The 5659-nt window shown below is 40.9% G+C and carries 4 protein-coding genes; all 4 read right to left on the bottom strand.

What is annotated here, in order from left to right; all coding sequences use genetic code 11:
* Positions 1–1518: SPOCS domain-containing protein (locus ACESM9_RS09030; RefSeq protein ID WP_372997453.1), on the bottom strand; the 1518-nt coding region annotated here is incomplete at its 3' end.
* 470 nt (positions 1519–1988) lie between these two features.
* Positions 1989–2783, bottom strand: a complete 795-nt coding sequence (locus ACESM9_RS09025) for a cyclase family protein (RefSeq protein WP_372997451.1) — start codon at positions 2781–2783, stop codon at positions 1989–1991.
* Positions 2784–2887: 104 nt separating this feature from the next.
* The gene (locus tag ACESM9_RS09020) at positions 2888–4048 is read right to left on the bottom strand and encodes a CaiB/BaiF CoA transferase family protein (protein ID WP_372997449.1); all 1161 of its coding nucleotides are present in this window, start codon (positions 4046–4048) and stop codon (positions 2888–2890) included.
* 17 nt (positions 4049–4065) lie between these two features.
* Complete coding sequence (locus tag ACESM9_RS09015; RefSeq protein WP_372997447.1) at positions 4066–5334, bottom strand: DUF1116 domain-containing protein; 1269 nt, start codon at positions 5332–5334, stop codon at positions 4066–4068.
* Positions 5335–5659: the final 325 nt, after the last annotated feature.

Here is a 5659-nt window from a genome sequence, read left to right as displayed (position 1 = left end):
ATCTGGATTCTCTATATTATTTACCTTAGCTATGGCGTCTACTGTGGTATTGTATTTTTTAGCAACCTTCCAGAGGGTATCATTTTTTCCTACCACATATACAGTCACAGCGGGAAGAGTATTATAGTCTAAAACGATGCCTTCCTTCTCCTCTACTTTATCTATGAGCTTCTTGGACTTCTTCTTATAAACATCGACTGTTGTAGTGATAACTATCCTGAAGTCTATAATGGTATTGCTTATAGCAGAGAAGCTTATGCTGTCTATTCGGCATACCACTTTTGCAAACATTTCTGTTTTGACCCCATCCATATCCAGCACTGCCCTGAAGGGATACTGTTCCTTAAGAGCATTCATAGGCTCTCCGCTGAAGGAGGAGGCATATATACAATCTACATCTACTGTACCTTCTACCGCTACTTTGTCATCCATGACCTTTACTTCATTAGCAATGACTCGAGCATCCATGGAGCATACTTTTTCTATTTCCGGGCTTTTTGGCTTGATGCTAAGACTCTCTTTAATAACAGTGCTATTGATTCCTCTTCCCATAAATTCATTAAATTCATAGCTTGCCTTTTCTGTATCCAGTTCAGAAGTAGGACTATATAGATCACTGAGAATCTCTGGAGCCATGTCTTTGTAAGTCTTGCCTGTTAAGTCCATATTGGCGTTGATAGAGATCTTTTTATTTTCTCCTTCATCATTTTCATATACATCCAGATAGCAGTCCTTAAGTTGGAGGTCTGCAGTGCTTTCCATACTGGTTTCTGCTTCAGGCATTTCTATGTACTCAGTAAATGGAATTTCTCCTTCATAGCTCTCTATAGAGCCTTCATTGGTTGACTTGTAAAGCATGGTAAAGCATAGAGCACCGCTTATTTGCAGCTTCCCTTCCATCGTAAGAAGATCTTTTATTGCTGCCTTGAAATCAGTTTTTAATACTTCATCAACTGGAGGCTGTTCCGGACTTAGTTCCATTTCTTCTTTTATGGTATACTTATCCTTCATGATTCCTGCCAGTTCCTTAATCCCGAAGGTTTCTCTCAGAACCTGAATATCTGATGACCCTCTTGCATCTACAGGCAGGTCCATGTCAAATATATCTTCAACCATGCAATTTATATCCATTATTGTTCGTATTCTTATCTTTCTTGAGTTTATTATCTCTGCCTCTACATGCTGTATAACAACATCAACCCATTCCTTCATGCGAGGTTTTACTCCAGGCATTTCGATGGAGTGGCTAAAGTCTGCAGAAATATTGATGCAGTTTAAGGGCCTTCCCTCCATGTCTGCTGCATATAAAATGTTCATAAGCACCTGGCCGTCTATAATTACTTTATCCCCTGCTGTTTCTGAATTCTTTATTATTACTCTTGCAGAGGGATATAGTATCTTATATACATCCGGACTGACATCTGGCACATTTATGTCTTCTTCCACCACAGTGCTGGACATTTCTTCGCCAATTATCCTGCATAGTTTTAAAGGATTCTTTATTAATTCAACAGGCATCGCTTTCCTCCTCCTATTAATAATTTGGCTTTTCCCATTCATGGGCATAGTTATTTTCTATATCTATGTATATGAGGAGGATAAGGTTTTATGACAAAAATATGAGACACTAGTCGCTAGTCACCAGTCTCTGGTCGCTGGTCTCTAGTTTTAGGGTATGCCTCCGGGGTCATTTGGAAGAACACTGATTTACACGGAGGGTTTTATTTTAAGAACACTAAAGGACACTAAAGTTGCACTAAAATACACTAAAGGGTATTTCATATTTATAAATAGGGAGAACCAAATCCATAATAGAAATGTCATATTACCAGAGAATAGAGATCAAAGAACAATACCAAAACGACTAGTGGCTAGCGACCAGAGACTAGAGACTGATTAAGGAATACCCTAATACTGAGTTCTGAGCTCTGAGTTCTTAGTTCTATATAAAAAATAGACGCTCATAAAAGCGCCTATTTTTTATCAAATTATTCTTCGTCGAATGCTACTATTCTGCAGATGCTGGATTCGCCGCCGACAAACTTCCATGGGAAGCAGCCGATTACAAGTCTCTTGTTGAGTACCTTGTCTATGTCGCCGCCCAGGTTTTCTGCGTGTATTGCTTCGTATGGCTTGCAGAAAAGCTGGATATGCATAGCCTGGTATTCTTCAGGCCATGGATACATTTCATCAAGGCTCTTGCCATATTTTTCTTTCATGTATTTATCGCAGGCTGCAGCTTCTCTTGGCTCCCAATCTCTAATCTTTGTGTTCATTGGGTGGTCAGCAGATCCACAGTCAACTCCGATCCATTTGATTTCCATGTCTCTTACCCATTGTACGAAATCTAGGCTTGGGCCTGGATGTCTTAGCATATATCTTCTTTCATCAGCTTCTGGTTGATCCCAGCCATATTTGTGATAGCCTGTATTGATTATAAGTATATCGCCTTTTCTGACCTCCACTCTATCAGTTATATCCTTTGGAGTATAGATACCAAAGTCTTCTGCCATATCAGAAAGGTCTACAACTACTCCAGGGCCAATTAATTTCTCTAGTTCCAGGGATGCAATGTCTCTTCCTGCTGTATCAAAGTGCAAGGGACCGTCCAAATGGGTACCTACATGGTTTGAAGTAGTAATCAATTGACCATTGGCGCCATTGGGTGCAAGTCTCTTAAAGAACTTTATCTGCAGTGGTTCATAGGTTGGCCACGGTGGCGTAAGATGGCTTATTGGTTGAGTTAGATCATACATTTTTACTTTTTCCCAGTTCTTAATCATTACACTTACCTCCCGTTATTTAAAACTTATTATATATATTTTTAGTTTATCATTATGACTTTCTATTGTCACGGCTATATAGCCTCTTCCCCTTCCAGCTTTTCCTACTTATCATCATCAGGTGCTAAATATTTTTTCAATATCAATTCAGTATGCTCTCCTATTTGAGGCGCTGGCTCAGATGGTAGCTCCTCTTCCATGCCTGATAACTTTATGGGATTGCCGGCTATCTTGATCTTCCCTGCTCCCGGCTGTTCTACTTCAACCAGCATATTTCTCGCTAAAACTTGAGGGTCTGCAAATAGCTTATCGATTGTATTTATGGGGCTACAGGGTATACCATTTTTGTTGAGATATTCATCCCATTCTGCAGTTGTTCTCTCCATAGTTATCTCAGTCATGTATTCCTTTAGCTTTTCTACATTAGCTACTCTGTCTGGGTTTGTTTTGAATATATCCATCTCCAGAAGATCTTCTCTGCCTACCAGTTTGCAAAAGCTTTCCCATAGTCTGTCATTGCCACAGGCTATTATTACATAGCTATCTTTAGTTTTATAAGCTTCAAAAGGTGCTATAGATGGATGTCTTGCTCCTAATGGTTTTGGTGCTTCTCCTGTGGCTGTATATCTGGATATGGCATTTTCCAATATGGCAAGCTGGCCGTCTAACATGGCTACATCTACCATGCGCCCTTGACCGCTTATATCTCTGTCTGCAAGAGCAGCTAAGATACCTATGGCTCCAAACATGCCTGCAATAATATCTCCTATTGAGGTTCCTACTCTTACTGGTTCTCCTCCCTCCTGGCCGGTTATGCTCATTATTCCACCCATGCCTTGGACTATCATGTCATAGGCAGGTCTCCTTGAGTAAGGTCCTGTCTGACCAAATCCGGACATAGTAGCGAATATGAGCCTTGGGTTTATCTTCTTAAGTTCTTCATATCCCAAGCCCAGTTTTTCCATAGTGCCAGGTCTGAAATTTTCTGCAACTACATCAACTTCTTTTACCAATTCCTTTATGATCTTAATGGATTCTGGTTGCTTCAAGTCCAAAGCTATGCTTTTTTTACCTCTGTTCAGACTTATGAAGTATACGCTCTGGCCGTTTATGAAGGGACCGAATTCTCTTGAGTCATCACCTATTCCAGGCCGTTCAACTTTTATGATTTCTGCTCCCATATTAGCTAGTATCATTGTACAGTATGGTCCTGCCAGAACTCTTGTAAAGTCCAGGACTTTAATATGTTCAAGGGGTTTTCTCATAAATTTCACCTCCTGAATTAAACAAGACCTTCTTTTTCCAACTCTCCAACAAAAGCCTCCAATGCATCTTCAAAGCATTTCATAGGTGGATTAACCAGACCTGCACCAACCTGACCTACACCTGGGTCTTTATGTGCCATTCCCGTATTGATTATTGGAAGTATTCCTGTCTCTATAACTTTTCTTATATCAATGCCTGTAGGTGTTCCTCTGAAATTCAAGGCAGGTATGGTATACATTTTGTTTTCTTCTGTTGTAATCTCATACATGCTGGTAGTATAGTTTACTGCATCCTTTGGTGTTCCGCCAACAAACAATACTATCGCAGGAGCAGCAGCCATGGCAAATCCGCCGTAGCCACAGGTTTCTGTTATACAGCTGTCTCCAATGTCCCTGTTGGCATCCTTTTCTGAAAAGCCTGGGAAGTATAATCCTTTAATATAGTTAGCAGGAGCTGTAAACCATCTGTTTCCTAAACCTGATACCCTGATGCCAAATTCTGTGCCATTTCTTGACATTGTATAGACTATGGTGCTGTATTTTATGCCTGCAGCTGCTTCCAATGTACATTTTGCAGCAGGCATTGTAAGGTTTAATACAAAGTGGTCATTGCTGTGCATGAATTTTAATACATCGATCTTATCCTTTTGTGAAAAACTGGTCTCAACCACAAAGGGTGCAAACTCTCTTATAAATAAAGAAGTACCAGCCTTATTTCTGTTGTGACCTTCATCGCCCATCTGTATCATCTGAGCTATCATAGTCTTGAGATCATATGGTCCGTGAAGTTCTACTGCTTCTTTCATAACAGGACCTAGAACAGTTTCCATCCACTTTAATCTTTCGATAACTTCAGGTCCATATGCTCCGAATCTCAATGCCTTGCCCAAGCCTTCATTCATATTACAGTAGGAGTAGTTGCCATAGGCTTTGTTTTGGAGAACCCAAACAGGCATTGAGTAGGAAGTAACGCCTGCCATTGGACCTACAGAGCTGTGCTCATGACAGGAACCGAATTCTATTTCTCCTGAGGCTGCAAGTTTTTCCGCTTCTTCAGGATCCTTGGCCAAGCCTTCATACATCAAGGCGCCCATTATTGCTCCCCTTAGAGGCCCGCTCATGTTTTCCCATTTGCATGGTGGTCCTGCGTGGAATATGGTTTTTTTGCTCATTCCAGGGATAGCTTCACCAGCTGTAGATACGCCTACTAATGTTGGTTGGCCGTTTTGAATAATTTCCAGGGCTTTCTTATTAGCCTGTTCAATTAATTGCTCTATGTTTGCCAATTCTATTCCTCCCTTATGTTACACTTTTGGGTATTCCTTATAGTAGAACTCAGAGTTCAGAACTCAGAGCTCAGATTTAGGTATTCCTCTAGGGTCCTCATATATGATGAGAGTATTTGAGGTATTTCTTTTGGGTCAGTCGCTGGTCTCTGGTCTCTGGTCGTCAGTCTTTAGGGTATTCCTTTAAGGTGTTGTTACGCGTTGCGTTGCCTGGGGTAATGTTATTGGGTCCTGACGCGTGACGCGAGTATTTGGGGTATTCCTTTTGGGTCAGGTTATGAGTATATGGGTAGGGTCAACGGAACGGTTATGAACCGTTCCCTAC

The sequence above is a fragment of the Lutispora sp. genome (assembly GCF_041687175.1).
Taxonomy (GTDB): Bacteria; Bacillota; Clostridia; order Lutisporales; family Lutisporaceae; genus Lutispora.
This window is presented reverse-complemented; position numbering and strand designations above follow the sequence as displayed.

Excerpts from the sequence above, each read along its gene's own strand:
- ACESM9_RS09020 (WP_372997449.1), bottom strand. The coding sequence starts at position 4,048 with ATGAGAAAACCCCTTGAACATATTAAAGTCCTGGACTTTACAAGAGTT.
- ACESM9_RS09025 (WP_372997451.1), bottom strand. The coding sequence starts at position 2,783 with ATGATTAAGAACTGGGAAAAAGTAAAAATGTATGATCTAACTCAACCA.